Below are 26,101 nucleotides of genomic sequence, written 5' to 3'. Positions count from 1 at the left end.
TTTTTATTATAAGAATTATGAACCAAGACCAAACCTTCAATACTCTGCTCGTCCCAATCCATCAGTTTCTACAATGCCCGACACCTGATGCTTGGATTGAAGAAGCCAGAAGACCTGCGAACTTATCTAGAATCCTACGCGACCATCTCTTATGTGAGCTGAAAGCGGCTCAGAGCGCTGTTTTTTTACTAAAGCGATATGCGCTTACTGAAGAAGGTAAAAAGCAGATAACCCAGCTTGTGGAGCCATATGAGCTATTTGCTTACAAAGGCATAGGAAGCCTAGATACGTTGTGCGGGAAAAGCCAGCTATCAAAATCAATTAGCGCCAAAGAAGGCTGCGCTTATGGACAAGACATGATTGACAAAATGGTCCTCCTTATTAAAGAAGAGCTGCATCACTTTTATCAGGTTTTGGAAATCATTGAACAACAAGGCTTAGAATATCGCCCTATTACAGCGAGTCGTTACGCGAAAGGCATGATAAAACACGTCCGAACTTATGAACCAGAAGCTCTTATAGATAAGCTAATTATCGGTGCATATATCGAAGCCCGCTCATGCGAACGCTTTGCTAAGCTCGCTCCTTATTTAGAAGAATCTATTCAGAAGTTCTATATTTCTCTCTTGCGCTCTGAAGCACGTCACTATCAGGATTACTTAGCACTTGCTGAGAAAATATCTACACAAGATATTACAGACAGAGTTAAGTATTTTGGCGAAGTAGAAGCCAAGCTTATCTCTTCCAACGACACTGAGTTTCGATTCCATTCCGGTTCCCCGGTATAGAAAAAGCCAGCGAGTATCGCTGGCTTTTTTGTAGTTCAATTACTTACGCTAATGATGCGTTAATTTCTGCAAGTACTACGGCTGGGTCTGCAGCTTGAGTGATTGGTCGGCCAATTACTAGGTAATCTGAGCCTGCTTTAACGGCTTCATATGGCGTCATAATACGGCGTTGATCACCAACATCAGCGCCAGCCGGACGAATACCAGGAGTCACCAATTTAAACTCCTTACCTAAGCTTTGTTTGAGCATTTGAGATTCTTGTGCAGAACACACCACGCCATCTAAGCCAGCATTTTTTGTCAGGGTCGCTAAACGCATTACTTGATCCTGAGGTTTAATATCCAAGCCAATACCAGCAAGATCACTTTGCTCCATGCTCGTCAATACCGTTACACCAATTAACAATGGACGGTCTTTACCATACGGTTCTAAGATTTCTCGAGAAGCAGCCATCATGCGCTCACCACCACTAGCATGGACGTTGACCATCCAAACTCCAAGTTCAGCGGCAGCTTTTACTGCTTTAGAACAGGTATTTGGGATGTCATGAAACTTAAGATCTAAGAATACAGAGAAGCCACGTTTATGTAGTTCACGAACGAAATCTGGGCCAAAAAGCGTAAACATCTCTTTGCCCACTTTTAAGCGACAGCTTGTTGGGTCGATTCTACTGACAAATGCAAGCGCATCCGCTTGATTATCATAATCCAGTGCAACGATCACTTTCTGGTCGTTCATTTCTACTCCTAAGTATTGATTGAGCTTAAAAAAATGCAGCCATTAGAGCTGCAAGTCTTATTGGCTGATGACAAACCAATAATGGTGGCCTTTTGACCTATTACTATTCTCCATCCAAACCCCGAATCGGTTTGACGGATCCCCACCCTTTACAAGAAGGACAGTGCCAATATAAAGAATGGGTTGAAAATCCACATTTCCGACATCGATAATGCGGCTTAACTTTTAACTGTTCACCGACAAGCTTCTTAAGCGTAGACAAACTGGCTTTCGCTCGCCCTTCTTCTGCCTCAGCAATATGATAATCGATCAGACGATAGAAACCTTTCATCGTTGGGTTCTTCACTAACTGACGAGTTAACAGTTCTTGCGCAGTTGCAACACCCTCATGCTGAGCAACCAACTGAGCCAGCATTAACTCGGCAGATACACCCGCTTTGTTTTCAATACACTTACGCAGAAACTCGACCAGTTCGTGCTCTTGACCAAGATGGTAGTAACACTCAGCCAGTGTAGGTAATACTTCACCGATGAAGTCGATATCTTGATCCAGAACCATCTTCATGTAATGGATAGTCTGCTTATAATCTTCACTTTCTAAGTAAGACTTGCCTAGAGCAATACTTGCTCTCACACATTTAGGATCTTCTGCTAGTGCTCGTTTAAAAAGCTGAATACTTTTGCTGTCGCTACCATTTGCTTTTTCCTGCATTGCCAACTCACACAAGAAATGAGCAATGCTGCTCTTCATGCGTTTTCGTCCCATTTTTACCAACGCTGATGCACATTCAATGGCTTTGTGCCATTCACGTGTTTGCTGATAAATGGATGTCAACTGCTGTAAAGCGGACTCGCGATGCTCAGGCTCATCGATAAGTTGTTCAAAAATTTTCTCCGCGCGATCCAAGAAACCGGAGACCATGTAATCTTTCGCTAGCTGCTGAAGAGCCAGATTTTTCTGTTCTATGGTCAGCCCTGACCGGGAGATTAGGTTTTGGTGGATGCGAATAGCACGATCAACTTCCCCTCGGGAACGAAACAAATTACCTAAAGCAAGGTGAGTGTCTATGGTCTCGTTATCTACTTGAAGAAGTTCAATAAAGTGATCAACTGCCTTGTCTGACTGATCAGACAATAGCAGGTTTAAACCCGTAACATATTGACGTGAGATTTGGTGAGAATGCTTCTGCTTGTCATGCTGGGCACTACGATTACCCATATACCAACCATAAGCGGCAGCGATTGGTAGTAACAAGAAGAGAATTTCTAACATCTAAAAACAGCCTTATCCAATATTAACTCTGTTTTCAGATGAGTCTTTAACTGCTGGCGTCGCTTTTTTAAGTTGTTTGTTTAACTTACGTACTTTCAATTGAGATTTAAGATGTAAGCTGCCAAAAATAATCCAAGCAAGGACAAAGCCAGTGACAAATACAGAACCGAGGAGAGTGGATAGATGAAACTCACCTTGTGCGAGTAGATAATTGAAAGTCACGACTTCTTGGTTTTGGGAACCCAAAGCCAGTGCAATCAAGAAGAGAGCGAGTACCACAACGATTTTTATAATTTTCATAGTCCATCACCTATCAATAAATCGGCTTTACTGATTATGCAGGAAAAAGCCCTGACAAACCATGTCTATATATCATAAAAAAGCGGCACACCTCATCAGTATGCCGCCAATTTCATCAAGCTAGAGAATTTAACCGTTCACTCTCTCGCGTAATTCCTTACCAGGTTTGAAATGAGGCACATATTTGCCTTCAAGTTCCACTTTTTCACCTGTCTTAGGGTTACGGCCAACGCGTGGCTCGCGATAGTGAAGAGAGAAACTACCGAAACCACGAATTTCGATGCGATCTCCACTCTCTAGAGTGTTGGCCATATGCTCAAGAATATCTTTTACCGCATCTTCGATTTCTTTTGCCGACAGATGTGTTTGCTCAGCACAGAGCCTTTCGATCAATTCAGACTTAGTCATAACTTCCCTCACAGATTTTTTATTACTCATTATAGTGAGTAATATCAATTCCAACAAACACTTACTTTGTATTGTAGAAAATGATCCAGCAAAACACCTAATAGTTTTATAAAGAATTTCTGTTTATTTACTAAAACATTAGCTCATCTAGGTTAGAGATGCCGCGCAAACACTCTATTTTAAAGAAAAAGACCACTAATTGCATAAGGTTCAGCGGGTTAAACATTCTAGAATTTTAAACTTAGAAAGCTTTAAGGCAAAAAAAAGGAGCCTTTCGGCTCCTTCTTATTTAGCGATAGCTATAGCTATTATTCGCCTTTAGCTGCTTTGAAAGCGTCTGCCATTGCGTTACCGAAAGAAGCACCATCTTCTTGGTTGATAGAAGCCATTGCTTCTTGCTCTTCAGCTTCATCTTTAGCTTTGATAGATAGGTTGATTACGCGGTTCTTACGGTCTACACCAGTAAATTTCGCTTCAACGCTGTCACCAACGCTTAGGATTAGAGTTGCATCTTCAATGCGGTCACGAGCAACTTCAGAAGCGCGGATGTAACCTTCTACGCCTTCTTCTAGCTCGATAGTTGCACCTTTAGCGTCAACTGCAGTAACAGTACCGTTAACTAGAGCACCTTTCTTGTTGTCAGCTACATAAGCATTGAATGGGTCGTTTTCCATTTGCTTAACGCCTAGAGAGATACGCTCACGCTCTGCGTCTACTGCTAGAACAACTGCAGAGATCTCGTCGCCTTTCTTGTACTCACGTACAGCTTCTTCTCCAGGAACGTTCCAAGAGATGTCAGATAGGTGAACTAGACCGTCGATGCCGCCGTCAAGACCGATGAAGATACCGAAGTCAGTGATTGACTTGATCTTACCAGTAACTTTGTCGCCTTTAGCTTGCGCTTCAGCGAATGACTGCCATGGGTTAGCTTTACACTGTTTCAGACCTAGAGAGATACGACGACGCTCTTCGTCGATATCAAGAACCATAACCTCAACTTCGTCGCCAACATTAACAACTTTAGATGGGTGGATGTTCTTGTTAGTCCAATCCATTTCTGAAACGTGAACTAGACCTTCAACGCCTTCTTCGATTTCAACGAAGCAGCCGTAGTCAGTTAGGTTAGTTACGCGACCAGATAGTTTGTGACCTTCTGGGTAACGCTTAGCGATTGCTACCCATGGATCTTCGCCTAGTTGCTTAAGACCTAGTGATACGCGAGTACGGTCACGGTCGAACTTAAGAACTTTAACTAGGATTTCGTCACCAACGTTAACGATTTCTGATGGGTGCTTAACGCGTTTCCATGCCATATCAGTGATATGTAGAAGACCGTCAACACCACCAAGGTCAACGAATGCACCGTAGTCAGTAAGGTTCTTAACGATACCTTTAACTTCAGTACCTTCTTGTAGAGTTTCAAGAAGTTCGTCACGCTCAACGCTGCTTTCTGATTCGATAACAGCACGACGAGAAACAACTACGTTGTTACGTTTCTGGTCTAGCTTGATAACTTTGAACTCTAGCTCTTTGTTTTCTAGGTGAGCAGTGTCACGGATTGGACGTACGTCTACTAGAGAGCCTGGAAGGAATGCACGGATACCGTTTAGTTCAACAGTGAAACCGCCTTTAACTTTACCGTTGATGATACCAACAACAGTTTCAGCTTCTTCGTATGCTTTCTCAAGAACGATCCATGATTCGTGACGCTTAGCTTTCTCACGAGAAAGTTGAGTTTCACCGAAACCGTCTTCAACAGCGTCTAGAGCAACATCTACTTCAGAACCAACTTCAACTTCAAGTTCGCCAGCAGCGTTCTTGAACTGTTCAGCAGGGATAGCAGACTCAGACTTAAGGCCAGCATCTACAAGAACGTAACCGTTCTCGATAGCTACTACAGTACCTTTAACGATACTACCTTGTTGGAACTCAGTTTCATTTAGGAACTCTTCAAAGAGTTGAGCAAAAGATTCAGTCATTTATTTAATCTTCAATAATTAAACGTCCACGGGCATCCTACCGCATGGGGGTTATTAAATTCGCCAGTCATCATCCTTGCGACCAACGCTCTTAGCTAACGTGGTTTATTCCGCCAACTTCGATTCGATATATTGTAGTGCTTTTTCGACAACTTCGTCGATAGACATTTCGGTTGAATCAAGCACAAGCGCATCCTCTGCAGGGCGTAATGGAGCCACTGGGCGGTTACGATCTCGATCGTCACGCTCTTGGATTTCGCTTAAAAGGGCGTCAAATTTAACATCAAGCCCCTTCAGTTGCAACTGCTTGAATCGTCTACGAGCTCTTTCTTCAGCGCTAGCATCTAAGAAAATTTTAGCTTCAGCATTAGGGAATACCACCGTTCCCATATCACGACCGTCAGCTACTAAGCCATTGCCTTCAGCAAATGCGCGTTGTCTGCGCAGCAAAGCCTCACGCACGCGAGGTTGAGCCGCGACTTTAGAAGCCGCCATGCCAGTCTCTTCTTTGCGCAGTTCTTTGGAAACATCTTCGCCCTCAAGGATAACTTTAACTAAGTCACCTTCAGCGATGAACTGAACATCTAAATGCATAGCCAGAGGCACTAACGCGTCTTCGGACTCAAGATCCACACCATGATGGATAGCTGCAAGTGCTAATACGCGATAAATCGCACCTGAGTCTAAAAGATGAAAACCGAGTTTGTTTGCCAATAGCATACAAAGGGTGCCTTTGCCTGCGCCACTTGGGCCGTCGACAGTGATCACCGGAGTGTGTGAGGGCATGTTTTACTCCACTTATTGTTATTCGAAGATAACTTTTATTTCCGCAGATAAAGAGTATCCACGTTTCATCGGCGAAAAATTATAGTGGGAATAGAGCAAAGGTGCTAGGAAGGATTTCCATATATCGCGTTTTAATGAGCAAACGCGCAGTTGATAGCTGGTTATGCAACCAATTTACAGGCTCAAGTAATTGCTTGAGCCTGTGTTTAAACCGAAATGGTTAAAGATTGAGCCCTACAACATCACAGAAGAATCCGGTCTTCGTTTTTCTTTACTGTTGAGGCACCAATACCTTTTACCTTAGTAAGATCATCTTTAGATGCGAATGGCCCATGCTGGTCACGATATTCAACAATCGCTTGCGCTTTTTTAAGTCCAACACCTTTTAGTAAAGTGGATATTTCTTCGGCTGATGCGGTATTCACATTCACCGTTATCACAATATCATCTGTTTTCACTGTCTGATTAGTACTGTTATCTGCTGCGGACACACTCGTCATAGGTAGCGCTAATGCTAATAGACATGCTAGTAGCCATTGATTTATCAAACCGATTTTTTTCACCATATTTGCTGCTCTCTCTGTTAATTAAACGAAGCCATCTTAAACAAGCTGCAACGAGAGACAGATTTAGGTTTGAACAAAATAAAAGGAGCTGCAATAGCAGCCCCTTTCGTTAAACATATCAATTACATTTTTTGAGCTTATTGGCTCACAGCAAAATATTCGATATCCGTATTCGCTCTTAGCACAGACAGAACGCCCGCAATATCTTGTTGCACTGCAATACGAGAAAGCTGCGCACCAATTTGATTTTGATATTGAGGTTCAATCTTCGCTTCAACCTTGCTTAGTTCAATTAGAACGATATTACCGTCCAGATCTTTCGCTTGAGCGTACACGACCTGGTCTGCTTGCGGTTTAGGCATAGAGTAAACCGTTTGAGCAAGTTGAGAGCCACGGTCTACCGTTTCTAACTCACCGAATGCCAGTTTGTTCTCTTCAAGCAGAGTCTTATCACCTTGCTCAAGACCAGCAATCAACTTATCCGCAAGCTCTAGTGCTTGTTGCTCACCTTTTACTTTAGACAGTTGTGCAACAACCTGATCTTTGACTTCTTCTAGAGGTAGAACCATTTCAGGACGCGTTTCATCAACACGTACAACAACCACATGTTCTGGTGCCACTTCAATAACAGAAGAGTTCAAGCCATCTTCTTTAACTTCAGGAGACTGAATCGCTTGCTGAACTGATGCATTTTGCAGAGCTGTTGGCATATCTGATTGAGAAATAAAGTCTGTCTTAACCACTTGTGCCGAAGTCGCTTTAGCTGCTTCATCGAGCGAATCTGGATATTCAAACGCTACTTTCTCTAGCTCAGTTTGTAGCTCATAGAAAGTGTCTACCGCTTTTTGAGAAGACAGTTCAGTCTTAATTTCTGCTGCCACTTCTTCCAACGGTTTAGCAGTTGAAGCTTTGACACCATCCAATTTGATAATGTGGTAACCGAAATCGGACTTAACAAGACCAGACACTTCGCCAACTGAAGCCAAGCCAAACGCTGCCGCTTCAAATGCAGGATCCATTGTATCTCGTTCAATCCAACCTAAAGAACCGCCATTTTCTGAGCTACCAATATCTTCAGATTTTTCTTCAGCAAGTTTTGCAAAATCTGCACCTGCTTTTAGCTCATCAAGAATCGCTTGAGCTTTAGCTTCGTCATCGCCTTGTACTAAGATATGGCTAACTTCGCGTTGCTCAGCGGTAGAATACTTGTCTAGATGCTCTTGATAGTACTCTTTCACTTGCTCATCGCTGATAGTCACTTGCTCAGCCAACTTCTCGGCTGATAGCTCAATATAAGAGACTTTTACTTGTTCTGGGCGAGTGTAACGCTCTGGATTCTCAGAATAGAACTTCTGTACGTCTTCGTCGCTTACTGCCACATTGCTGGCAAAATCTTTCAAAGACAATGTAACAGTACGAATATCTCGGGTTTGTGCAATCAACGCGCTTTGAGCGTCAATTTCACCCTGTAAAGTAAACTCACTACCTTGTAGCGCTGACGTTAGCTGACTACGCAGTAGATCACGACGCAGATACTCAGCAAAAGACTCAGCGTTAAAGCCTGCACGACGCAGTGCTGCTTGGTAGATTTCTTGGTCGAACTTATCTTCAGATTGGAACTGAGGCATGTCCAAAATCAGTTTACGAACTTGCTCGTCGCTGATTCTTAGACCTAATGAATTCGCATGCTGCTCAATGAGGACATCGTTGATCATGCGATCTAAAACAGATTTACGGAAAGAAGCAACGTACGCTGGATCTGCTAGTAAGTTAGCAAAATAGTCACCCATTTGAGATTGCATACGGTTTCTTTCGTTTTGATAAGCTTGCTCAAACTGACCACGGTCAATCTCAATGCTGCCAACTTTAGCCGCCGCGTTATTACCGCCACTGACTAGGTAGCTACCTACCCCTGCGAAGATAAAAGAAAGGATGATTAGTCCTAGGATAATTTTTACCGCGATGCTGTTAACACCCTCGCGTAATCGATCCATCATAGTTTTACTGCTCTCCGGATTTGAAGTTTAGACTTCAGCCAAAAATGAATAGCGCGATAATATCAGAAAAAGAAATGCGCATCAGTAGGATGCGCATAATTAAAAAAGGTTCGAATAAATTTTGCTGCAAGCAGCAAAAAGTCATTCTAAGAAATTAGTTGCAAGCGTCTTTCAGTGCTTTACCAGCTTTGAATGCAGGAACTTTAGCTTCTGCGATTTGGATTTCTTCACCAGTTTTTGGGTTACGACCAGTGCGTGCTGCACGAGTACGAACTTGGAAAGTACCAAAGCCAACTAGAGCTACTTGGTCGCCAGACTGAAGAGTATCGCTTACTGCTTCGATAAATGCGTCTAGAGCACGACCTGCTGAAGCTTTTGATAGATCAGCGTTAGCTGCGATTTTTTCTACTAATTGTGTTTTATTCACTGTGATTCCCCTTTGGTCGCCAATTTATTATTTTGTTCGGCGCCTATTCGTTCCATTGATGTTTAAAGATAACCTAAAGCCTTGTTACAACTGGGCTGAAAGCTATAGTGAATAACGGTAGCCTCCAAAAAAAACGCTGACAAGCCCTTTTTGAGCCTATCAGCGTAATCTTTTACTTATTTTTGCTGCACATCACTCTTTTTCGGCTTCAAATGCCACACCAGTAGGGTCATTTTCCAGTGCAACCTTCAAAACTTCGTCAATCCAACGTACAGGAATTACTTTAAGATCAGCGATTACGTTGTCAGGAATCTCTTCCAAATCACGTTCATTGTCCTTTGGAATTAGCGCCGTTTTGATACCACCACGATGAGCAGCCAGTAGTTTTTCTTTCAAACCACCGATTGGCAAAACTTCACCACGAAGGGTAATTTCACCCGTCATTGCAACATCAGCTTTCACAGGGTTACCTGTTAAGCAAGACACTAATGCTGTACACATTGCCGTACCAGCACTTGGTCCATCTTTCGGTGTCGCACCTTCAGGTACGTGCACGTGAATATCGCGTTTTTCGTAGAAATCTGGGTTAATACCCAGTTTTTCTGCGCGAGAACGTACAACTGTCATTGCCGCCTGAATAGACTCTTGCATCACTTCGCCCAATGAGCCTGTCTGAGTAAGCTTACCTTTACCAGGCATAGATTGAGCTTCAATCGTTAACAGATCACCGCCAACTTCTGTCCAAGCAAGACCTGTTACTTGACCAATACGGTTGTGTTCGTCTGCTTTACCAAAGTCAAAACGTTGTACACCAAGGTATTCTTTAAGATTATCTTGGTTCACAGTGACATGTTTCACATCTTTGTTTAATAAGATGTTTTTCACTGCTTTACGACAGATTTTAGAGATCTCGCGTTCTAGGCTACGAACACCCGCTTCACGTGTGTAGTAACGAATCACACCCATAATCGCTGAATCTTCAATGGTAATTTCAGAAGGTTTCAGACCATTACGCTCTATTTGTTTTTCAACCAAGTGGCGCTTAGCAATGTTCAGTTTTTCATCTTCGGTGTAGCCTGATAGACGAATAACTTCCATACGGTCCAACAGTGGGCCCGGAATATTCATCGAGTTAGATGTCGCAACAAACATTACGTCAGACAAGTCATAATCCACTTCGAGATAGTGGTCATTGAATGAGTTGTTTTGCTCTGGATCTAACACTTCCAATAGTGCTGAAGCTGGGTCACCGCGCATATCCGATGCCATCTTATCGATTTCATCAAGTAGGAATAGCGGGTTTTTCACACCAACTTTCGACATTTTTTGGATCAGTTTACCCGGCAGAGAACCGATGTAAGTACGACGGTGACCACGAATCTCAGCTTCATCGCGAACGCCACCGAGCGCCATACGCGTGTACTTACGCCCCGTTGCTGCTGCAATTGAACGACCTAGTGATGTCTTACCAACACCCGGAGGACCAACTAAACACAAGATCGGACCTTTTAACTTGCTAATACGACTTTGAACTGCCAAGTATTCAAGGATGCGTTCTTTCACGCGCTCAAGACCATAATGGTCAGCATTAAGAATCTCTTCCGCTTTTGCCAAATCACGTTTCACTTTAGAACGCTTGGTCCAAGGAACGTTGATCATCCAATCGATATAGCTGCGAACTACCGTTGCTTCTGCTGACATCGGAGACATCATTTTCAGCTTCTGCAACTCTTGTTCTGTTTTTTCGCGAGCTTCCGCTGGCATTTTTGACTCTTCGATTTTCTGTTTTAGAACTTCGAACTCATCAACACCATCTTCTGTTTCACCCAGCTCTTTCTGAATCGCTTTCATTTGCTCATTCAGGTAGTACTCACGCTGAGATTTCTCCATTTGCTTCTTAACGCGAGTGCGGATGCGCTTTTCAACTTGTAGCAAATCGATTTCAGATTCCATCTGTCCCATTAAAAACTCTAGACGTTCAGTCACATCTAAAATTTCAAGAACTTTTTGCTTGTCCACTAACTTAAGAGGCATGTGTGCTGCAATAGTATCCGCTAGGCGTGCAGCTTCCTCGATGCCATTCAATGAAGTCAAAACTTCAGGTGGAATCTTCTTATTCAATTTAATGAAGCTATCGAACTGGTTGATAGCACTGCGTACTATCACTTCCTGTTCTTTATCATCTAACTCTGGAGTGATCAGGAATTCAGCACTTGCAGAGAAGAACTCACCTTCATGAAACTCATTAATTTTGGCGCGCTGTTGACCTTCGACCAACACTTTCACTGTGCCGTCGGGTAACTTCAGCAATTGCAGAATGGTAGCAACCGTACCCACTTCGAATAAGTCCGAAATAGTAGGTTCATCTGTTTCGGCCTGCTTCTGTGCAACCAGAAGAACTTGTTTGTTGTTGTCCATTGCCGCTTCTAGGCACTGAATCGATTTCTCACGACCAACAAACAAAGGGATCACCATATGTGGATACACAACCACATCACGTAAAGGTAATACGGGGATCTCTATACGCTCGGAACGCTCCAAGTTCATATTATTCTCTCTTCCGCTTTGATATATATCGGAGTATATGGGGGCTAACTAACTGGATTCAATAACAGAATAAAAAAAAGGAGGTAATGATTACCTCCTTTGATTATTTATTGACTCTTAATGGCTTTTAAACCCAAGAGACTTGGCAAATTTACTCAGCGCCAGCAGCTTGGCTCTCGTTGCCTGAGAAAATCATTAGTGGTTCTGATTCGCCGTTAATCACTGACTCATCAATCACAACTTTCTCAACGTCAGACATTGAAGGCAACTCGTACATGGTTTCAAGCAATACGCTCTCAAGAATTGAGCGTAGGCCACGAGCACCAGTCTTACGAGCCATCGCTTTTGCTGCGATTGCACGAAGTGCATCTTCACGGAACTCAAGATCAACATCTTCAAGTTCGAAAAGTGCTGCGTACTGTTTCGTCAAAGCGTTCTTAGGTTCACACAGAATCTGAATCAGTGCTTCTTCATCCAGCTCAGTCAGTGTTGCAGTCACAGGTAGACGACCAATGAATTCTGGAATCAGACCATATTTCACTAGATCTTCAGGCTCTACCTGAGTAAACAACTCACCTACTGTTCTGTTTTGATCTTTAGAACGAACTTCCGCACCGAAACCGATACCAGTACCCGTTGCAACACGTTGTTCGATCACTTTATCTAGACCAGCAAATGCGCCGCCACAGATAAATAAGATCTTAGAAGTGTCTACTTGCAAGAACTCTTGTTGAGGATGTTTACGGCCGCCTTGCGGTGGAACCGATGCAACCGTACCTTCAACCAGTTTCAATAGTGCTTGCTGAACACCTTCACCAGAAACATCTCGTGTGATTGACGGGTTTTCAGCCTTACGAGAAATCTTATCAATTTCATCGATATAGACGATACCGCGTTCCGCTTTTGCTACATCGTAATCACACTTCTGAAGCAGTTTCTGAATGATGTTTTCAACATCTTCACCAACATAACCCGCTTCAGTTAGCGTAGTAGCATCTGCCATCGTAAATGGTACATCTAGGAAGCGAGCCAGTGTCTCAGCAAGGAGAGTTTTACCGCTACCTGTAGGGCCGATCAGCAAAATATTACTTTTACCAAGCTCGACACCATCACTTGTCGTATCACCATTACGTAAACGCTTATAGTGGTTATATACCGCAACAGCGAGCACTTTTTTAGCGTGTTCTTGGCCAATTACATAGTCGTCAAGATGTGCACGAATTTCACGAGGCGCAGGCAATGCTGACGACTCTTTCTTAGGTAACACATCTTTAATCTCTTCGCGAATAATGTCGTTACATAGATCAACACATTCGTCACAGATATACACAGAAGGACCTGCAATCAGCTTGCGAACTTCGTGCTGGCTTTTGCCACAGAAAGAGCAGTACAGCAGTTTACTACTACCACCCTCTTTGCTTTTATCTGTCATTCGCTAACCTCTTAGCCTTTACTCTTTATGGTTTGAGTGTATAACAATTTCAATTAAATTGCGTTAAACAATTACCAGAACTGTTACTCACCACGGTGGGTCAGTACTGAATCCACCAAACCGTATTCTACTGCTTGTTCTGCAGACATAAAGTTGTCGCGGTCAGTATCTCGCTCAATAATTTCAAGCGGTTGACCGGTATGCTCTGCCAACAAGTGATTCAACTTGTTCTTAATCGATAGAATTTCTTGCGCATGAATTTGAATGTCCGAAGCTTGGCCTTGGAAACCACCTAGCGGTTGGTGAATCATTACGCGCGAGTTTGGTAGAACATAACGTTTACCAGGTGCGCCACCAGCTAGTAGAAATGCGCCCATAGAACAAGCTTGTCCCATACATACTGTGCTCACGTTTGGTTTAATAAACTGCATAGTGTCGTAAATAGACATACCCGCAGTCACGCTACCACCTGGTGAGTTGATGTATAGGAAAATATCTTTGTCCGGGTTTTCCGACTCTAAGAAAAGCAGCTGAGCCACGACAAGGTTTGCCATGTGGTCTTCTACCTGACCCGTTAAGAAAATAACTCGCTCTTTTAAAAGACGTGAATAGATATCGTATGAACGTTCGCCACGGGAAGTTTGTTCAACCACCATTGGTACTAGCGCATCAATAATCGGCGACATTGCGTTTTTTTCTTGGTAGCTCATAGTCTTAATATCCCTAAAAATAAATGGCCCGGATGATGTATATCATGCGGACCATTGTTAGCAGAATAGTTGATGTCTCGTCAACCTTCTACGCTATAGATTGCTTATTAAGCAGCAACTTGAGGGTTCATTAGCTCGTTAAAGCTAATTGCTTTCTCAGTAACTGTTGCTTTAGCAATGATCGCGTCAATCGCTTGTTCTTCTAGAGCTACGTTGCGCATGTTGTTCATCATTTGCTCGTTTTGCTCGTAGTAAGAGATAACTTCAGATGGATCTTCGTAAGCAGTCGCCATATCTTCGATAAGCGCTTTTACTTTCTCGTCGTCTGCTTTTAGCTCTTCAGTCTTGATTACTTCACCTAGAAGTAGACCTACAACTACGCGACGTTTTGCTTGCTCTTCAAACATTTCACGTGGAAGTTGGTTTGCAGCTTCGATGTTGCCACCGAAACGTTGTGCAGCTTGTTGACGTAGTACGTCGATTTCTTGATCTACTAGAGCCGCTGGAACGTCAATTGCGTTTTCTTTCACTAGGCCTTCAATCGCTTGATCTTTGATACGCGCTTTGATTGCTTGCTTAAGTTCACGTTCCATGTTCTTACGAACTTCAGCTTTAAGTGCGTCAACACCGCCTTCAGTTACGCCGAACTTAGCTACGAACTCATCGTTCAGTTCTGGTAGTTCACGAGCTTCAACTTTGTTCACTTTGATCGCGAACTTAGCTGCTTTACCTTTTAGGTTTTCAGCGTGGTAATCTTCTGGGAAGTTCACGTCGATTTCGAATTCCATACCTTTAGTTTTGCCAACGATACCGTCTTCAAAACCTGGAATCATACGACCTGCACCCATTTCTAGTGGGAAGTTTTCAGCTTTACCGCCTTCGAACTCAACGCCGTCGATAGAACCAACGAAATCGATAGAAACACGCTTACCGTTTTCAGCAGCTTCTTCTACTTCAGCCCAAGTCGCTTGTTGCTTACGTAGTGTTTCTAGCATCTCTTCAACGTCAGAATCTTGAACTTCTGCTGCAGGTTTTTCTACAGTGATGTTTTCTAGACCTTTCAGTTCAACTTCTGGGTACACTTCGAAAGTTGCAGTAAATACTAAGTCTGCACCTTCTTTAACTTCTACTGGTGCGAAAGTTGGAGCGCCAGCTGGGTTGATTTTCTCTTTTACGATTGCTTCGATGAAGTGGCGTTGCATCACTTCACCAAGAATGTCTTGACGTACTGCTTTGCCGTACATTTGAGCAACCATCTTCATCGGTACTTTACCTTTACGGAAACCGTCGAAACGACGATTTTTCGCGATGTTGCGTAGCTCAGCTGCCACTGCATCTTCGATGTTTGCAGCAGGAACAGTAATATTCAAACGGCGCTCTAGGCCTTCTAGCGTTTCAACAGTAACTTGCATTGTATATAAACCTCAAAACTGGCTCAGTATTCCTGAGCATCATGAGCCAACATCTCTGTTTGGCTTCATCCTTATTTTGTGCTCGGTAGAACACTTAACTGTAAATATTGAGCATCGATACTCTCAGTGAACTTCACATAAATATCGAACTAATGAGTGACATCTTTTGTCGATTTGCGCCGAATAAAGGTATCTCTGATTAGCCTCAGGACTAAAAAATTAGACGCGATATACTACCGATCTCAGCTTTAGCTGTCGAGCGAATACCCAGCAAGAAAAAGCCAATGTCCTAAAAAACTCTTTGAGTGCTAAAAAATCCATCAATTAATGGTTCACTCGATGGCACTGAAATGGGGACAATATAGGCTTTTTCAAGAGAATCGAGGGATTTTTTTCCTCAAATAATCAAAAAGAGATCTGGCTCTTGTTTTGTCTCCCATATTCGAGATGTTTTTAAACCGATAATTTGAAGTTCCCATTATCATTAGTGGCGAAGTAAACGAGGAAAGAAAGGTATGACAAGGATGCTGTCTGTGCGCCAACTCTCAGTATTATTTTTGATAATTTATGGTGTCATCGCTGCCATGACAGCTCATCTCGTTTGGCGCTATAGCTATCAATCTCTGTTGATAGAACAACAGTCAGAACTTGAACGCTTCTCAAGCCACATCTCAGCCAAACTCGACAAATACGCGCACATACCTCGCCTGCTTTCTAAAGATAAAGAGCTGGTTGACGCACTGAGCCACCCAGAAAACAGTGCGCAAATTGACTTAACCAATCGCTATTTGGAGCAAGTCAACGAGGTCATTCAAGCGGCTGACACTTATTTGCTGGATGGCATCGGCAATACCATCGCATCCAGCAACTGGAATCTAGACCGCTCCTTTATAGGCCGCAACTTTGCGTGGCGCCCCTACTTCTACGACGCTATTTCCGGTCAAAAAAGTCAGTACTTCGCTCTCGGCTCTACCTCCGGTCAGCGCGGTTACTACTATGCCTATCCCGTCATTTATGCCGCAGAAGTGATTGGCGTCGTGGTGGTAAAAATGGATCTTTCATCCATTGAGGACAACTGGCAAAGCAAGAACAGCTACTTCGTTGCAACAGACGATAACAATATTGTTTTCATGTCCAGCAGACCAGACTGGCTGTTTCACAGTGTCTCAGAACTGAGCGAAGAGTCGCGACAAAAAATACAGGAGACCCGCCAGTACCTAGACAGTGCGATTCCCTCCTTGGGTTTTTATGGTGATGTCAATCTTGCAGAAACCGAGTGGATAAAGCCTAAGCAAGGTTGGATTAAAGACGACTATATTGTTTCAACCAACAAGCTCGATAATCTCGCGCTCAACATTCACGTCTTATCTCCCAAAGTAAACGTGTTCTGGGATACCTTTGGCTTCCTAATCATTCTTACTATGATTTTCGCCATCATCTATCTCGCCTTTTTGCTTTTGCATCACAGACAAGTCCGCCAACGCCAGATAGAACGACTACAAGCAGAAGCCAAACAAAAGCTTGAGTTTTTGGTGATGGAACGAACCTCAAAACTTCATGTCGAGATTGACGAACGGATAAGAGCCGAACAGGCATTAAGACAGACTCAGGAAGAGTTGATACAAGCCGCTAAGTTGGCGGTACTCGGACAGATGTCTGCCAGCATCAGTCATGAGCTGAACAATCCACTCGCTGCTATTCGCAGCTTTGCCGATAACGGCAGACGATTTCTTGCCAACGGAAAACCAGAACGGACCGACGAAAACCTAGAACGTATATCCGCATTAACGGTGCGTATGGCAAAGATAAGTGAACAGCTCAAATCTTTTGCGAGAAAAACAGATACTGGCGATCAGGTAGAAGCGCAACTGCTTCCTCTGATCATCAACGCAAAGGAACTTATGCAGCCTCAGTTTAAATCCCATTACGTAGAGTTTGACATTCACGCGCCAGAGTCACCGATTCGATGCAGTATTAACCCAATCCAGCTAGAACAAGTAATCATTAACTTGCTGACTAATGCTATGCAGGCCGTAGATGAGCAGGAAATAAAGAAAGTTGTGCTGACGTTAGAAGAACATCAAAACAGCATTTGCATTCATGTTGACGACTCGGGTACTGGGCTCCATTTGAATCAAATGAAAAACTTGTTTGAGCCCTTCTTTACCACCAAGAAAAATGGTTTAGGGTTAGGACTATCTATCTCGCAACAAATTATGCATGGCATGGGTGGCGATCTTACAGCCCACTCATCACCGCTAGGAGGCGCGAGATTCACTATTACGTTAAACAAACCCCAACAAAGTTCAGAGCAGTAAATTAAGGAAGTTGTATGTGCGATGTATTTTTTATTGATGACGAAAACGACATTCGAATCGCCATTGAGCAAAGCTTTGAACTGGCAGACATCAATGCACGGTTTTTCTCAAGTGCTGAAGACGCATTATTAGCCATTAAGCAGGACAAACTGCCTATGGTGGTCGTCACGGATATCTGCTTGCCCGGCTTAAGCGGACAAAATCTGCTGTCATCGATTCACCATCAGGATAGCGATGTTCCTGTCATTCTCATTACAGGCCATGGTGATATCTCTATGGCGGTACAGGCGATGCATGACGGAGCGTACGATTTTATTGAAAAACCTTTTGCTCCAGAAAGATTGATAGAGACTGTGAATCGCGCGATTGAACGCAGAAAACTAACGCTGGAAAACCAACAGTTAAAACGGAGCCTAAAAGCCAGCCAGACACTTGGTCCTCGGATTATCGGTGAAACCAACAGTATCATCGCATTAAGAGAAACCATTACTCACGTTGCCGACACCAACGCTGACATTCTGCTATTTGGTGAAACAGGCACAGGTAAAGAACTTGTCGCCCGCTCTCTTCACGAACAAAGCTCAAGACGTGAGAAAAACTTTGTTGCCGTTAACTGCGGAGCGGTACCGGAAAACCTTATCGAAAGTGAACTCTACGGACACGAAAAAGGCGCATTTACCGGTGCAGATGCAAAACGCATTGGTAAGTTTGAACATGCCCAAGGTGGTACGCTGTTTCTTGATGAAATTGAATCGATGCCGATGCAGGCTCAAATTCGATTGCTACGTGTACTGCAAGAACGTGTGATTGAAAGAGTAGGTTCCAATGAACTGATTCCATTGGATATCCGAGTGATTGCTGCTACCAAAGTGGATCTGAAAAAAGCGGCTCAAGAAGGGACTTTCCGTCAGGATCTTTATTACCGACTCAACATTGTCACGCTGGATATTCCGCCGCTTCGTGAGCGTCGTGAAGACATCCCTGCCCTATTTCACCACTTCCTGCTTGTGGCAGCAGCACGTTATGGTAAAGCAGCGACCGCTCTGCCTCAGAGTGCATTGCAAGCGCTGCTCAGTCACGACTGGCCGGGTAACGTCAGGGAACTGCGCAACGCTGCGGAACGTTACGTATTGCTGGGCAAACTTTCAGAACTTGGTGAACAGAGCAAAAATGCAAAAGTGCTGACCAGTCTCTCCGATCAGGTTGCAGAGTATGAAAAGTCTCTTATCGAACAAACACTGATAGAGTGCTCCGGCAGTATTAAAGACACCATGGAACTGCTAAAAATCCCAAGAAAAACACTTTACGATAAAATGCAGAAATATCAGATAAATAAAGACACTTACAAAGAATAAAACGACTTTTATAAAAGTGGTTTAGAGACACAAAAGAAACGCCCAGCAATGCTGGGCGTTTTGTTATGTTAGCTAGAATACCGCCTTCCCTATCGGGTAATGATTTCAGGTCCCATGAGTAAGGTTGGTAGCCATGTCGATACGATTGGCACATAAGTAACGATGATTAGGAACAGGAACATGATCGCTACCCAAGGCATAGCGGCTTTCACCACATGCATCATGGACATCTTGGCGACCCCTGCGGTTACGAAGAGGTTGAGCCCGACAGGCGGTGTTATCATGCCTATCTCCATGTTCACCACCATCATGATACCTAAGTGAATAGGGTCAATTCCTAACTCAATTGCAATTGGGAAAACCAGCGGAGCGACGATGATTAGCAGACCTGATGGTTCCATAAATTGCCCACCGATCAACAACAATACGTTCACTACGATTAGGAAGGTGATTGGTCCTAATCCAGCAGAAAGCATGGATTCTGTAATCATCTGTGGTACGCGTTCTTCCGTCAGAACATGTTTCAAGATCAGCGCGTTAGCGATGATAAATAGCAACATGATCGTCAGTTTACCCGCGTCATAAAGAGTATTTTGCGTATCTTTATGAACAAAAGACTCGAACACTTTGACGACGAAGTTCTTGGTATTATTTTTGTCAGCGAACGGCCCCATATCGCGATAAATAAAGTTTGCGATAAAGAACGAGTAGACAGCTGCAACTGCTGCGGCTTCTGTTGGTGTAAAGATACCACCGTAGATACCACCAAGGATAATCACCACCAGCAACAGACCCCAGCTCGCATCTTTTGCTGCTGCCATCGCTTCTTTCCAACCAACAAAAGGCTGTTTTGGTAAGTTTTTGATACGGGCAGTAATGTAAATCGCAATGATCAACATAAGACCAGCCAATAGTCCCGGAATTACACCACCAAGGAACATGCGTCCAACCGAAACGTTAGTCGCCGCTGAATACACAACCATTACGATTGAAGGCGGGATAAGAATACCCAAGGTGCCCGCGTTACAAATCACACCCGCTGCAAACTCTTTGCTGTAACCATTTTTCACCATACCGGCAATAACAATACTACCGATAGCAACAACCGTAGCTGGTGATGATCCAGAAAGCGCCGCAAACATCATACAAGCGACAACCGAAGCCACCGCTAAACCACCGCGGAACCAACCTACCATTGCGATAGCAAAACGAATAATACGTTTCGCTACACCGCCAGTAGACATAAAGCTGGAAGCCAAAATAAAGAATGGGATAGCTAAAAGGGTGTAGTGGCCTTCAAACGCATTGAATAGGGTTTGTGCAACCGAAGCAAGTGAAGCCTCCGAGTGCCACATTAAGAACAGAATACTCGACAGACCAAGCGATACAGCAATTGGAACGCCAATCAGCATGAAGCCAATTACAAGTATGAATAACAACAAAATAGCCATGGCTTACTGCTCCTTAGTCTTGTTTTTGACGCCCATAACATCTTCCACGTCAGCCAATTCCGCTTTTAATGCATCAAGGTCTTCTTCGGCTTCATGACCCGCAATCATTCGGTCTAACTTGCCAGTTAGAATTTGATACGCGATTTGTAAAAAACGGAAAGTGAGCATAGCCATACCTACTGGTAATGCCATGTAAGGAATAAATCGAGGCAATTTCTCGTAACGCTCACCTTCGTTCAGCCAATCCGCTAGAAATTGCAGCATTTCCGGCATCGGAATATCGTCGGTTTCGTACCATGCGCGTTCAGTCGCAAATGGGTACCAGTAATTCCACGAACCGATCAGCAGTAAAATTGAGAAAGCGAGACAACAGCTAATAGCGATCAAAGCGTAAATTTTTCGGCCTGCAGGCGGTGCCAAATTGATCAACACATCAACACCAATGTGAAAGTGCTTTTTCACTCCATAGGAAGCTCCGACGAGCACCATCCATGCAAACATAAATACGGTGAGTTCTAACGCCCAGAGAATGTTGCCGTTAAACAGATAGCGCATCACTACGTTGGCAAAAGTGAGTAGCGTCATTGCACCTAAGAAGAAGGCGATCAATGTCTCTTCCGCTTTGTCAGTAAAACGACCGACTTTGGCAAAAAATGACTGTTCCATAAGATACTAAGCTCTTGTTGTAATCGTTATTTTGTAAAAGCCCCTACCCGTAAAGAGCAGGGGCAAACTTCATTACTTCTGGTTAGAAGCCAAAGCAGCATCAATCAGATCGCTACCGATATCTTTTTCAAACTTCTTCCAAACAGGTTTCAAAGCATCAACCCATTGTTGGCGTTGTTCTGGTGATAGCTGACGAACAACACCGCCCGCTTCAATGATGTATTGCTTGTTCTGTTCTTCTACTTTGTTCGATTCCGAGTTACGAGCAACCGTTACTTCATTAAGAATGGTCGCTAGCTGATCACGGATGTCTGCTGGTAGACCGTCCCACCATTTCGAAGAAGTCACCACTAGGTAATCAAGGATGCCGTGGTTGGTTTCAGTAATACCATCTTGAACTTCGAAGAATTTCTGACCATAAGTGTTTGACCAAGTGTTTTCCTGACCATCGATAACTTTGGTTTGTAGGCCACCGTACACTTCAGCAAATGACATTTTTTGAGGGTTAGCGCCCAACTGTTCAAACTGAGCAACTAGCACGTCTGAAGCCTGAACACGGAACTTAAGACCTTTAGCATCTTCTGGAACAATAATTGGTTTGTTTGCAGAAATTTGCTTCATACCGTTGTGCCAGAATTCAAGACCTTTCACACCACGGCGAGTCATTGCATTCTTTAGCTGTTCACCAGATTCTGAGTTCTGGAAGCGGTCTACTGCGTCTACGTCTTCAAAAAGGAAAGGTAAGTCGAAAAGGCGGAACTTTTTGGTAAATTTTTCAAATTTAGACAGAGACGGAGCGGCTAACTGAACGTCGCCGTTCAACAATGCTTCTAACACTTTGTCATCATCGTAAAGCGTTGAGTTAGGGAAAACTTGCATACAAGCTTTGCCATTCATCTCTTCGTTAACGCGCTTTTCAAGTAATGATGCAGCAATGCCTTTAGGGTGTTTATCTGTGTTAGTTACATGGCTGAATTTAATCACCATTTCACCTGGGTCACAGTTCGCAGCAGCATTGAAGCTTGTAACAGCTAGGATAGAGGCAGTCAGTAGGGTAAGAGGCTTTAACATTATTATTCTCCTTGGTTTATATCATCAGCTAACTCATCAATGAGCGCTGCATGAACTCTGTAGAGCAAGGAGCAAGCCAAGTTGAAACAATTAATTAACATTCATTTAAAAACAATTAGTTACATTTAGTTTCTAAATGTCATCTTGATAAGACGGGTAATGAAGAATGTAGAAATGGGTGGAAAATGACACATTAAAAATTAACGTTTGTGTCATTTCCCGCCTATAGAAAGAAAAGCAGCGTATCTGAGTTCAACGCTATTTCTCACTGTATTGAGGTTTAAACTACATTGAGGATTTCACCACCTTCACAAGGCGTTGCACCGCCTGTTCTGGTGTTTCATCTGGATCGTTAAAGAAGTTGGTGATCACATCAAACATTGCACTTTGAACATAGCTGGTGGTCGACATCCCATGAGCCATACTTGGCACCAAATCGCCTGTTTTCGCCGATGATTTAAACTCTTGCATTGAATCGAGTGCACACTGGTCGAAGTGAGACATATCCATATCGACACGCACAGGTATCGAACCTTTGTTCAGGTTGAATACTTCCTGAAACTTAGGGTTAAGTATCGTGGACGCTAATGCCTTTTGCGCTTCAAAGTTCTCTTCATCGTGAAGTTCAAAGAACGCAAAACTGTCGACGTTATAAGTGAATTTTCCGGCCGTCCCCAGAGCAGGTGCACAGATATAATCTTTTCCAGGTATCTTACCAGCCGCAGAAAATTCACCTTTTGCCCAGTCACCCATGATCTGCATTCCCGCCTCGCCCTTAATCACCATTGAGGTCGCTTCAAGCCAGTTCCTACCGGGCGCATCATCATCAACATAGCTGAGGACTCGTTTAAACTGAGTAAAAGCCTCGACCATTTTGTCACTGCCTAGAATGTCCATATCCAGGTCGACAAACGCTCTTATGTAGTCACCTGACCCGAGTACGTCCAAGGCAATGACTTCAAACAGCGTTGCATTCTGCCAAGGCTGACCGCCGTGAGCCAAAGGAACCAGTCCTATCGCTTTAATTTTATCTGCGGCCACAAAGAACTCGTCTAACGTGGTCGGCACACTCGCACCAGCTTTCTTCAGAACCTCAGCATTCGCCCAAAGCCAGTTGATTCGGTGAACATTCACGGGTACTGCGACATACTGGCCGTCATATTTCATCACATTACTGATGATGTTAGGGATAACACTATCCCAGTGCTCTTTTCCCGACACTTCGTTCAAGTTGGTTAAAAAACCGAGTCGAGCCCACTCCTGAATATCGAGTCCTTTGATATTCGCCGCTGAAGGTGGATTACCCGAGACAGCTCGAGTCTTGAGAACTCTCATCGCGCTTTCGCCACCACCGCCTTCCACACCGAAATCAATCCATGAATATCCTTGTTGCTCCAACATGGTTTTCAATACAGAAATAGCATTTGCTTCACCACCGGCAGTCCACCAGTGAAGCACTTCTACCTCACCGGCAAATGTCGGTGTAGCAGCAGAAAGCAGTGAAGCGGCAAGAAGAGTTTTGCTTATTTTCATTGGTTTTCCTTGAGAGTAAGGAATTTACACTTCGAGTGTTGGCGGGATAAACAGTTTAACGCGCAAACCACCACTCAACAGATTCTCTATTACCATATCGCCACCATGTCCACGAAGAATGCTGCGACTGATCCCTAAACCAAGCCCATGCCCTTCATCATCGTTGGCAATGCGGAAGTAAGGTTCAAAAACGGTTTCCAGTTTATCTTTAGGGATACCCGGCCCCCGGTCTTCAATGCAGATGGTGATCCAGTCTTCTGTCTCTTCAATGCTCACCCAAACTTCATAACCGTACTTAACGCCGTTGTTAATCAGATTGGTAAGTGCCCGCTTCATCGCTAACGGTTTTGCGACAATAGGTTCAATGGCAATTGGCTTAAAGTGGACAGTTTGAGTCGTTAGATTGTGCCCTTCTGCAATCGACAGAATCAGCTCGTTGAGATCGATAAAGTCGTTGTTTTCGTGCAAGTCGGTGTCACGAACACACTGCAATGCGCCTTTAACCATCATTTCAAGTTCATCTAAATCACGGTTAAATTTTTCGCGCTTAACGTCATCTTCAAGCAGTTCAGCTCGCAGTCTCAAACGGGTAATTGGTGTTTTCAAATCGTGTGAAATAGCGGAAAAGAGATTTTCCCTGTCCGATACATAGCGACGAATGCGCTGTTGCATGAGGTTAAATGCGCGGGTAGCGGTAATTAACTCACTGGCACCTTCTTCATTCAAAGGTCGCTGTTCGATACCCATACTCATATCGTTGGCAGCACGGGCTAAGTTTTTTAAAGGTCTAACTTGCCTGCGCATTAACAGGTAAGTAAGCACTAGCAAAATGGAAGTCGAAAAGAACAAATAGATAATCTGCTCTTTGCCTATGATGGTGTCATCCAAGGTGATGTATGGTGAAGGCAGTAAGGCTGCTATGTATATCCACTCTTTTTCATCCAGTTCAATCTGCACCACCATCACCGGAGGGTTCAGCGGTTCCAAAGTGAGCGTGTGATGAACCCATGACTTGGGTAAGTCATTCATGAAAATGCTGTTCTTGAGTAAACGCAGTCTTTCAGGACGAGAGAAATCCACCAGCACCTGACCGACATTGTTCAGTTTGTCATTCAGAACCTCTTTCACCGCCTTTACCGATGCCTTTTTCAGGCTTGTTTCTTCTATCGGTTCAACGATTAAGCTTTCCTTGTTCAAGGAAACAAAGAAGCGTGTACCGCCCATATTTCGGATTTGATCCAAAATAATATGACGATAGCGAACAGGAAGAGACTGGAAAAACGTCACGGTCGAGGCGAACATACCCGCCATACTGGCTGATGCCGAATGAATACCTTCCAGTTCTTTGGCCTTTGATTGGCTATACCAGACTGAAGTGGCAATACCCTGAGCGATAACCACTGCCAGCAGCGTCAACATCAAGGTACGAGCCACTAACGAGTTGGGCTTAAATCTTTTCCAAAAACGTGGAGCTAACATAGAGATTAATGCTCATATTGAACAGGAATGGCTAACTTATAACCATTGCCACGCATGGTTTTGATGTAGTTAGGAAACTGCTCACTGCTACCCAGACGCTGTCTTAAACGACTCAATTGAACATCGATACCGCGCTCGTAAGGCAAGGCTTCGCGCCCACGGGTTGCAATAGAAATGGTGTCCCTGTCGATCACTTCGTTCGGATTGGTCAAAAACAGCATCAACAATGCGAAGTCACTACCGGACAGGTCATGCTCTTCCCCAGTATTAGCATGCACAATACGATGAGAAGTGGTATCTAAACGCCAATCACCAAACACCACGTGTTTCGGCAAAACTTCTTCGCCTTTCTCTTCGTTGGCATTGAAACGTCTCAGTACCGCTTTGATACGAGCCACCAACTGTCTTGGACTAAACGGCTTAGCGATATAATCGTCCGCACCGATTTCCAGACCGATGATTTGATCGGTTTCATCCGATACCGCAGTCAACATAATGATAGGGACATTAGAATCACGGCGAATATGTTGGCATATATCGAAACCATCATCCCCCGGCAACATCACGTCCAGCAAGATAAGGTCAGGATACCCTTTGTCATCTAAGTAAGCCTGAAGTTCTACACCATCACCGACAGCGGCGACATTGAATCCGGACTTACTGAGATACTCATCCAGCAGCTCACATATTTCTTTATCATCATCAACGACGAGGATGCGAGTATCTTCCAGCATGTTTCTTCCATATTCCGTATGTAACAAATAGTGAATAGATTTTATAACCGTAGCGCTTTCTTGATTACGCTTATTTCACTAAAACTTGAATTCATCATGGATAAAGATCACATTATTCAGTCAAATTATT

General features: G+C 43.8%; 22 protein-coding genes. 3 read left to right on the top strand and 19 right to left on the bottom strand.

The annotated features are described in order from the left end of the window. Positions 1–17: 17 nt before the first annotated feature. Positions 18–788 carry a tRNA isopentenyl-2-thiomethyl-A-37 hydroxylase MiaE gene (gene miaE, locus AAGA51_RS05035; RefSeq protein ID WP_042486786.1) on the top strand — a complete coding sequence of 257 codons (771 nt, stop codon included), beginning with the start codon at positions 18–20 and terminating at the stop codon, positions 786–788. Positions 789–831: 43 nt separating this feature from the next. Here miaE and pyrF read toward each other — a convergent pair whose 3' ends face one another. From pyrF to tig, 13 genes are all read right to left on the bottom strand, one after another. Next, on the bottom strand, positions 832–1,527 hold the full coding sequence (gene pyrF, locus AAGA51_RS05030; protein ID WP_042486789.1) for an orotidine-5'-phosphate decarboxylase: 696 nt from the start codon (positions 1,525–1,527) through the stop codon (positions 832–834). Positions 1,528–1,630: 103 nt separating this feature from the next. Continuing rightward, the gene (gene lapB / locus AAGA51_RS05025) at positions 1,631–2,800 is read right to left on the bottom strand and encodes a lipopolysaccharide assembly protein LapB (protein ID WP_042486793.1); all 1,170 of its coding nucleotides are present in this window, start codon (positions 2,798–2,800) and stop codon (positions 1,631–1,633) included. Between the two features lie 12 nt (positions 2,801–2,812). After that, entirely contained in the window at positions 2,813–3,100 is a 288-nt protein-coding gene (locus tag AAGA51_RS05020) for a LapA family protein (protein WP_042486796.1), read from the bottom strand. 129 nt (positions 3,101–3,229) lie between these two features. Continuing rightward, the gene (gene ihfB, locus AAGA51_RS05015; RefSeq protein ID WP_042486798.1) at positions 3,230–3,508 is read right to left on the bottom strand and encodes an integration host factor subunit beta; all 279 of its coding nucleotides are present in this window, start codon (positions 3,506–3,508) and stop codon (positions 3,230–3,232) included. 308 nt (positions 3,509–3,816) lie between these two features. Then, complete coding sequence (gene rpsA, locus AAGA51_RS05010; protein ID WP_042486800.1) at positions 3,817–5,487, bottom strand: 30S ribosomal protein S1; 1,671 nt, start codon at positions 5,485–5,487, stop codon at positions 3,817–3,819. Between the two features lie 105 nt (positions 5,488–5,592). Then, the gene (gene cmk, locus AAGA51_RS05005) at positions 5,593–6,273 is read right to left on the bottom strand and encodes a (d)CMP kinase (RefSeq protein ID WP_042486803.1); all 681 of its coding nucleotides are present in this window, start codon (positions 6,271–6,273) and stop codon (positions 5,593–5,595) included. A 242-nt stretch (positions 6,274–6,515) separates the two neighbouring features. Then, positions 6,516–6,773, bottom strand: a complete 258-nt coding sequence (locus tag AAGA51_RS05000) for a ComEA family DNA-binding protein (RefSeq protein ID WP_102940708.1) — start codon at positions 6,771–6,773, stop codon at positions 6,516–6,518. 203 nt (positions 6,774–6,976) lie between these two features. Then, positions 6,977–8,836 carry a peptidylprolyl isomerase gene (ppiD, locus tag AAGA51_RS04995; RefSeq protein WP_042486808.1) on the bottom strand — a complete coding sequence of 620 codons (1,860 nt, stop codon included), beginning with the start codon at positions 8,834–8,836 and terminating at the stop codon, positions 6,977–6,979. Positions 8,837–8,990: 154 nt separating this feature from the next. Next, entirely contained in the window at positions 8,991–9,263 is a 273-nt protein-coding gene (locus AAGA51_RS04990) for an HU family DNA-binding protein (protein WP_042486811.1), read from the bottom strand. A 192-nt stretch (positions 9,264–9,455) separates the two neighbouring features. After that, positions 9,456–11,810 (bottom strand): endopeptidase La, encoded by a 2,355-nt coding sequence (gene lon, locus AAGA51_RS04985; RefSeq protein ID WP_042486814.1) that lies wholly within the window; start codon positions 11,808–11,810, stop codon positions 9,456–9,458. Positions 11,811–11,961: 151 nt separating this feature from the next. Next, a complete protein-coding gene (gene clpX, locus AAGA51_RS04980; RefSeq protein ID WP_042486817.1) occupies positions 11,962–13,242 on the bottom strand; it encodes an ATP-dependent protease ATP-binding subunit ClpX in 1,281 nt (426 codons plus the stop codon). Between the two features lie 83 nt (positions 13,243–13,325). Further along, positions 13,326–13,952, bottom strand: coding sequence for an ATP-dependent Clp endopeptidase proteolytic subunit ClpP (gene clpP, locus AAGA51_RS04975; RefSeq protein ID WP_042486819.1), 627 nt, complete (start codon positions 13,950–13,952; stop codon positions 13,326–13,328). Positions 13,953–14,059: 107 nt separating this feature from the next. After that, positions 14,060–15,364 (bottom strand): trigger factor, encoded by a 1,305-nt coding sequence (tig, locus tag AAGA51_RS04970; RefSeq protein WP_042486822.1) that lies wholly within the window; start codon positions 15,362–15,364, stop codon positions 14,060–14,062. Positions 15,365–15,888: 524 nt separating this feature from the next. Here tig and AAGA51_RS04965 point away from each other — a divergent pair. After that, the gene (locus AAGA51_RS04965; RefSeq protein WP_042486824.1) at positions 15,889–17,682 is read left to right on the top strand and encodes a sensor histidine kinase; all 1,794 of its coding nucleotides are present in this window, start codon (positions 15,889–15,891) and stop codon (positions 17,680–17,682) included. Positions 17,683–17,696: 14 nt separating this feature from the next. Beyond that, positions 17,697–19,037 carry a sigma-54-dependent transcriptional regulator gene (locus AAGA51_RS04960; protein ID WP_042486829.1) on the top strand — a complete coding sequence of 447 codons (1,341 nt, stop codon included), beginning with the start codon at positions 17,697–17,699 and terminating at the stop codon, positions 19,035–19,037. Between the two features lie 89 nt (positions 19,038–19,126). On the opposite strand, the gene AAGA51_RS04955 is transcribed toward AAGA51_RS04960, so the two are convergent. From AAGA51_RS04955 to AAGA51_RS04930, 6 genes are all read right to left on the bottom strand, one after another. After that, positions 19,127–20,488, bottom strand: coding sequence for a TRAP transporter large permease (locus tag AAGA51_RS04955; RefSeq protein WP_042486833.1), 1,362 nt, complete (start codon positions 20,486–20,488; stop codon positions 19,127–19,129). A 3-nt stretch (positions 20,489–20,491) separates the two neighbouring features. Beyond that, positions 20,492–21,154, bottom strand: a complete 663-nt coding sequence (locus tag AAGA51_RS04950; RefSeq protein WP_042486838.1) for a TRAP transporter small permease — start codon at positions 21,152–21,154, stop codon at positions 20,492–20,494. A 72-nt stretch (positions 21,155–21,226) separates the two neighbouring features. After that, positions 21,227–22,225, bottom strand: coding sequence for a TRAP transporter substrate-binding protein (locus AAGA51_RS04945; RefSeq protein ID WP_042486840.1), 999 nt, complete (start codon positions 22,223–22,225; stop codon positions 21,227–21,229). Between the two features lie 285 nt (positions 22,226–22,510). Next, the gene (locus tag AAGA51_RS04940; protein WP_042486842.1) at positions 22,511–23,758 is read right to left on the bottom strand and encodes an ABC transporter substrate-binding protein; all 1,248 of its coding nucleotides are present in this window, start codon (positions 23,756–23,758) and stop codon (positions 22,511–22,513) included. A gap of 24 nt (positions 23,759–23,782) precedes the next feature. Then, positions 23,783–25,237 (bottom strand): ATP-binding protein, encoded by a 1,455-nt coding sequence (locus AAGA51_RS04935; protein ID WP_042486845.1) that lies wholly within the window; start codon positions 25,235–25,237, stop codon positions 23,783–23,785. A 5-nt stretch (positions 25,238–25,242) separates the two neighbouring features. Further along, positions 25,243–25,971 carry a response regulator gene (locus AAGA51_RS04930; protein ID WP_042486848.1) on the bottom strand — a complete coding sequence of 243 codons (729 nt, stop codon included), beginning with the start codon at positions 25,969–25,971 and terminating at the stop codon, positions 25,243–25,245. Positions 25,972–26,101 lie beyond the last annotated feature (130 nt).

Source organism: Vibrio diazotrophicus, from assembly GCF_038452265.1.
Classification (GTDB): domain Bacteria; phylum Pseudomonadota; class Gammaproteobacteria; order Enterobacterales; family Vibrionaceae; genus Vibrio; species Vibrio diazotrophicus.
This window is presented reverse-complemented; position numbering and strand designations above follow the sequence as displayed.

Excerpts from the sequence above, each read along its gene's own strand:
- lon (WP_042486814.1), bottom strand. The coding sequence starts at position 11,810 with ATGAACTTGGAGCGTTCCGAGCGTATAGAGATCCCCGTATTACCTTTA.
- cmk (WP_042486803.1), bottom strand. The coding sequence starts at position 6,273 with ATGCCCTCACACACTCCGGTGATCACTGTCGACGGCCCAAGTGGCGCA.
- AAGA51_RS04955 (WP_042486833.1), bottom strand. The coding sequence starts at position 20,488 with ATGGCTATTTTGTTGTTATTCATACTTGTAATTGGCTTCATGCTGATT.
- AAGA51_RS04935 (WP_042486845.1), bottom strand. The coding sequence starts at position 25,237 with ATGTTAGCTCCACGTTTTTGGAAAAGATTTAAGCCCAACTCGTTAGTG.
- ihfB (WP_042486798.1), bottom strand. The coding sequence starts at position 3,508 with ATGACTAAGTCTGAATTGATCGAAAGGCTCTGTGCTGAGCAAACACAT.
- AAGA51_RS04960 (WP_042486829.1), top strand. The coding sequence starts at position 17,697 with ATGTGCGATGTATTTTTTATTGATGACGAAAACGACATTCGAATCGCC.
- ppiD (WP_042486808.1), bottom strand. The coding sequence starts at position 8,836 with ATGATGGATCGATTACGCGAGGGTGTTAACAGCATCGCGGTAAAAATT.
- AAGA51_RS04940 (WP_042486842.1), bottom strand. The coding sequence starts at position 23,758 with ATGAAAATAAGCAAAACTCTTCTTGCCGCTTCACTGCTTTCTGCTGCT.
- lapB (WP_042486793.1), bottom strand. The coding sequence starts at position 2,800 with ATGTTAGAAATTCTCTTCTTGTTACTACCAATCGCTGCCGCTTATGGT.
- AAGA51_RS04945 (WP_042486840.1), bottom strand. The coding sequence starts at position 22,225 with ATGTTAAAGCCTCTTACCCTACTGACTGCCTCTATCCTAGCTGTTACA.
- AAGA51_RS05000 (WP_102940708.1), bottom strand. The coding sequence starts at position 6,773 with ATGACGAGTGTGTCCGCAGCAGATAACAGTACTAATCAGACAGTGAAA.
- clpX (WP_042486817.1), bottom strand. The coding sequence starts at position 13,242 with ATGACAGATAAAAGCAAAGAGGGTGGTAGTAGTAAACTGCTGTACTGC.
- AAGA51_RS04950 (WP_042486838.1), bottom strand. The coding sequence starts at position 21,154 with ATGGAACAGTCATTTTTTGCCAAAGTCGGTCGTTTTACTGACAAAGCG.
- AAGA51_RS05020 (WP_042486796.1), bottom strand. The coding sequence starts at position 3,100 with ATGAAAATTATAAAAATCGTTGTGGTACTCGCTCTCTTCTTGATTGCA.
- AAGA51_RS04965 (WP_042486824.1), top strand. The coding sequence starts at position 15,889 with ATGCTGTCTGTGCGCCAACTCTCAGTATTATTTTTGATAATTTATGGT.
- tig (WP_042486822.1), bottom strand. The coding sequence starts at position 15,364 with ATGCAAGTTACTGTTGAAACGCTAGAAGGCCTAGAGCGCCGTTTGAAT.
- clpP (WP_042486819.1), bottom strand. The coding sequence starts at position 13,952 with ATGAGCTACCAAGAAAAAAACGCAATGTCGCCGATTATTGATGCGCTA.
- rpsA (WP_042486800.1), bottom strand. The coding sequence starts at position 5,487 with ATGACTGAATCTTTTGCTCAACTCTTTGAAGAGTTCCTAAATGAAACT.
- AAGA51_RS04930 (WP_042486848.1), bottom strand. The coding sequence starts at position 25,971 with ATGCTGGAAGATACTCGCATCCTCGTCGTTGATGATGATAAAGAAATA.
- miaE (WP_042486786.1), top strand. The coding sequence starts at position 18 with ATGAACCAAGACCAAACCTTCAATACTCTGCTCGTCCCAATCCATCAG.
- pyrF (WP_042486789.1), bottom strand. The coding sequence starts at position 1,527 with ATGAACGACCAGAAAGTGATCGTTGCACTGGATTATGATAATCAAGCG.